Source organism: Saccharopolyspora sp. (assembly GCF_017434145.1).
In the GTDB taxonomy this organism is placed as follows: Bacteria; Actinomycetota; Actinomycetes; order Mycobacteriales; family Pseudonocardiaceae; genus Saccharopolyspora_C; species Saccharopolyspora_C galaxeae.
The window spans coordinates 1-3,700 of record NZ_JAFRFW010000407.1 but is presented as its reverse complement, the minus strand read 5'-3'; the positions used below and the strand labels follow the sequence as shown (position 1 = coordinate 3,700).

Below are 3,700 nucleotides of genomic sequence, written 5' to 3'. Positions count from 1 at the left end.
CTTTGCCGCTTTGGTGATTCCCGCGTCATCAAGGCCTTGCCGGATCCAGCCGTACACGAACCAGACGGGAAAGAGGACGGTTAGCAGGAATATCCACAACACTCTATGCCGTAGAGGCATGGTGCCGAACTCCGCTCGGCCCGTGAAGTGTTCCAGGCTGAAACGTTTCCGGTGGAAGAAGATCGCATCGCATGGTTCCGCCCAAGCTCCTCGTGCCCACTGCCGTGCTAGCGTCCGCTGCTGCTCCCGCCGGGTCGATGGCGCGCTGGGCCCGTTCGTGCTCGTCATCGGGATTGCTGCCCCATCCTCTGGTGAACCTGGGATTCCACCTGGTCGGACCCGTGATCGACGTCTTCTGGAGTTGCCGCTTTTTGCGGGCTTCAGTTGCGCAGCGCGTTGTTCGCGGTGGTGATGTCGTCGGCCGCGCGGTCCAGATCGTTGATCAGTTGCGCCAGCTTGTCCAGTTGCACCCGGTAGCCGTTCGGCACGAAATCCTCCCCCTCGGGTGATCATTGCCCGGGCAACGTAGCAACAGTCCGGCCCGTGCATCGGCGGAAACAGGACGAAGGCTCAACGCCCGGACTCGAGTCGGCTGCCGCGGGTTCGCGGCGTTGGTGGAGATGGGCAGCGGAGGCCGGCCCTGGCCCACCTAGAACTTGTTCTATTACGCTGCTGCTCCGGCGGACAGGAGGCGCTATGGCGATCGCGATCACCGACGTGCAGCAGGACGTGCGGGAGTCGGTCCGGGCTTGGTCGGAGGAGCTCGACACCGCCGGGATCAGGGAGGGCGGGTGTCCGGCGCCGGGCCCCGGGTGGAAGGGGCTCGCCGAGATCGGCGTGTTCTCGATCGCGTTGCCCGAGGCGGTCGGCGGCGCCGGTGCGGGAGTCGCCGATCTCGCGGCAGCGCTGGAAGCGGCGGCTGAGGCGCTGGTACCCGGGCCGGTGCTGAGCACCTGCGCGGCGAGCGTGCTGCTCGGCCACGCGGACGTTCCGGCCGAATTGTTGCGGCAATTGGCCGAAGGCGAGATTTCCGTTGCAGTGGCGGCGGATTCGGGGCAGCTGACGGCTGTGCGGCAGGGCGGCGGCTGGGTCGTTTCCGGCACGGCCGGTCCCGTGCTGTCCGCGCCGGAGGTATCGCATCTGCTGCTGGTGGCTCGGACGCCGGACTCCGGCGAGGTGTGGTTCCTCGTCGAATCCGGTGCGGTGCGCGTGGACGAGCGGCGTGCGCTCGACCTGTCGCGGTCGCTGGGCGACGTCGGGTGCGAAGACCTCGAGGTCGCGCCGGATGCCGTGGTTCACGGGCTCGATACGGCCCAGGTGCGCGACGCGCTGGTGGCGCTGTCCGCGGCCGAAGCCTCGGGAATCGCCGGGTGGTGCCTGCGCACAGCCGTGGAGCACGCTCGGACCAGGGAGCAGTTCGGGCAGGTCATCGGCACCTTCCAGGCGATCAAGCACCTCTGCGCGGAGATGCTGTGCCGCGCCGAGCAGGCCGCCGCGCTCGCCTGGGACGCCGCGCGCACGCTCGACGAGAGCCCGGACGAGCATCCGCTGGCCGCGGCGGCGGCCGGTGCGGTGGCGCTGGACGCGGCGGTGGACACCGCGAAGGACTGCGTGCAGGTGCTCGGCGGCATCGGATTCACCTGGGAACACGACGCGCACCTGTACTTGCGCAGAGCCGTTGCGCTGCGGCAATGGCTCGGTGGCGGCGCCGTGTGGCGCGAGCGCACGGCCGAGCTGGCGCTGGACGGGGCCAGGCGGAACCTGAGCATCAGCGGCGACATCCCGGACGACGTGCAGGCCATGCGGCCCGAAGTTCGCGGAATCGCCGCGGAATTGGCCGCGTTGCCGCCGGATCGGCAGCGGGAGCGGCTCAGCGAGTCCGGCTACCTCGCCCCGCACTGGCCCGAGCCGTACGGCCTCGGTGCTGAGCCGCCGCTGCAACTGCTCATCGACGAGGAGCTGCACCGGGCCGGAGTGCACCGGCCCGACCTCGTCATCGGCGCATGGGCGGTGCCGACCCTGCTCGAACACGGCACCGCCGAGCAGCAGGAGCGGTTCGTCCGGCCGACGATGCGCGGCGAGATCACCTGGTGCCAGCTGTTCAGCGAGCCGGGCGCCGGTTCCGACCTGGCCGCGCTGCGCACCCGCGCCGAGCGGGTCTCCGGCGGGTGGCGGCTGCACGGCCAGAAGGTCTGGACGTCGATGGCGCAGCAGGCGCACTGGGCGATCTGCCTGGCCCGCACGGATCCGGACGCGCCGAAGCACAAGGGGATCACCTACTTCCTGGTCGACATGGCCGCCGCGGGCCTCGAAGTGCGTCCGTTGCGGGAGATCACCGGCGAAGAGCGGTTCAACGAGGTCTTCCTGGACGGGGTCTTCGTGCCGGACGAGCTGGTCGTGGGCGCGCCGGGCGGCGGCTGGCGGCTGGCGCGCACGACGCTGTCCAACGAGCGCGTCGCGATGAGCGGCGGATCGTCGCTGGGGCAGGAGGTCGAGCGGCTGCTCGCGCTGGCGGAAACCGCGCAGGAGCGGGTCGGGGCGCGGGTGGCCGAAGGGCTCTCGGTGTCGCTGTTGCGGCTGCGGGGGACGTTGCGCAGCCTCAACGGCCAGGATCCGGGTGTTCAGTCCAGTGTGGAGAAGCTCGTCGGTGTCCGGCACCGGCAGGAAGCCGCCGAGACCGCGCTCGAACTCCTCGGGGCCGATGGTGCCGCGACCGACGGCGCCGCCGCGGAATCCGCGCACGAATTCCTGCTCACCCGGTGCCTGAGCATCGCGGGCGGCACCACCCAGGTCCTGCGCACGGTGGCCGCCGAACGAATCCTCGGCCTCCCGCGGGCCTGAGCCGTGCTTGCGGAACATCCCGCTCGACCGCTAGAACTAGAACAAGTTTCATTTGGGATGGCTGGACGAGGCGAGGAGCCGGTGTGGAGTTCGCGCTCGACGACACGCAGCACTCCGTGCGGGACCTGGCGACCGAGGTGCTGAGCCGGGAGCGGGACCGCGAGCAGCCCGCCGATGCGGAAACCGCTTCGCTGTGGAAGGCGATGGCGGCGGCGGGCCTGCTCTCGCTGGCGGTGCCGGAACGGCTCGGCGGTGCGGGCCTCGGCCCGATGGCCACCGGCGTGCTGCTCACTGAAGTGGGCCGGTATGCGGCGCAAGTCCCCGCGCTGGCCACGCTGGCTCTCGGCGTGCTGCCGATCGCGCGGCACGGCACGGAACAGCAGCAGGATCGCCTGCTGGGCGAAGCGGACTCCGGGCAGATCCTCACCGCCGCCGTGAACGAGCCCTCCGCCCCGCTGCCGCGCGCGCCGAAAACGTTGGCACGGCAGGAAAAGGACTCACTCGTGGTGTCCGGTACGAAGACGGACGTGCTGCACGCCGATTCGGCGCGGGAAATCCTCGTTCCGGTCACAGTGGACGGTGGCGGCACAGCGGTCGCCGTCGTGCGGCCGGATGCGGCCGGGCTTTCGCGGGAAACCGGCCCGATGTCCGGCGCGCGAGCCGCGACGTTGCGGTTCGAGCAAGTGCGGGCCGAACGGCTCGGCGAAGATCCCGGGGCCGTGGCGGACCTGTACCGCTGCGCACTCGCGGGCATGTGCGCGCTCGGCGACGGCGCGGTGGGCGGCGCGCTCGACCTGACCACCGAACACGTGCGCACCCGCACCCAGTTCGGCCGCCCGCTGGCCACTTTCCAAGCCGT

Annotated in this window: 2 protein-coding genes; both read left to right on the top strand. The window is 70.7% G+C overall.

The window, feature by feature from the left end; all coding sequences use genetic code 11:
• Window positions 1-696: 696 nt before the first annotated feature.
• Window positions 697-2,841: an acyl-CoA dehydrogenase family protein gene (locus tag IJH84_RS11080; protein ID WP_295143611.1), complete on the top strand. Its 2,145-nt coding sequence runs from the start codon at window positions 697-699 to the stop codon at window positions 2,839-2,841.
• 83 nt (window positions 2,842-2,924) lie between these two features.
• Window positions 2,925-3,700, top strand: a 776-nt coding sequence (locus IJH84_RS11075) for an acyl-CoA dehydrogenase family protein (RefSeq protein WP_295143609.1), incomplete at its 3' end; no start/stop codon positions are given.

Coding starts and splice junctions, on each gene's coding strand:
- IJH84_RS11080 (WP_295143611.1), top strand. CDS start 697: ATGGCGATCGCGATCACCGACGTGCAGCAGGACGTGCGGGAGTCGGTC.